This window comes from Haloferax sp. Atlit-10N, from assembly GCF_003586325.1.
Taxonomy (GTDB): Archaea; Halobacteriota; Halobacteria; order Halobacteriales; family Haloferacaceae; genus Haloferax; species Haloferax prahovense.
The window spans coordinates 1-503 of sequence record NZ_PSYX01000124.1; the positions used below are offsets into that span (position 1 = coordinate 1).

The window sequence follows — 503 nt, forward strand, 5'->3', positions numbered from 1 at the left end:
TCGCTGTCTATCTGTGTATAAATCCCACTACATTATGGGGGTCCATTTCATTGTAGTTAGGTAATGGATTCTCTTCCGCCGAAGATCCGGGTTCTCCATGTTGACGACGAACCGGATCTCGCCGAACTTACTGCGGTGTTTCTCAGCCGGGAGGATGACCGCTTCGTCATTGACTCTGAAACGAATGTGAGTGACGGCTTGGAGGCTTTTTCAGAGAGGGAGTACCACTGCATCGTCTCGGACTATGATATGCCCGGTCAGTCTGGTCTCGACTTTCTCAATACAATTCGGGAAACCCATCCTCGAATTCCGTTCATTCTATACACGGGGAAGGGGAGTGAGGCTGTCGCAAGTGATGCCATTTCTGCGGGTGTTACTGACTATCTTCAGAAGGACACAGGTTCCAGCCAGTACACAATTCTCGCGAACCGGGTCAAGAACGCCGTCGCTAGCTACAATGCACAGGAGACAATCCGAGAGACGGAACAGCGCTTCTCGGAACT

1 protein-coding gene is annotated in these 503 nt (G+C 51.1%); it reads left to right on the forward strand.

Features of this window, described 5'->3' with window-relative positions:
* Positions 1-63: 63 nt before the first annotated feature.
* Positions 64-503: response regulator (locus C5B91_RS21490; RefSeq protein WP_147374917.1), on the forward strand; the 440-nt coding region annotated here is incomplete at its 3' end.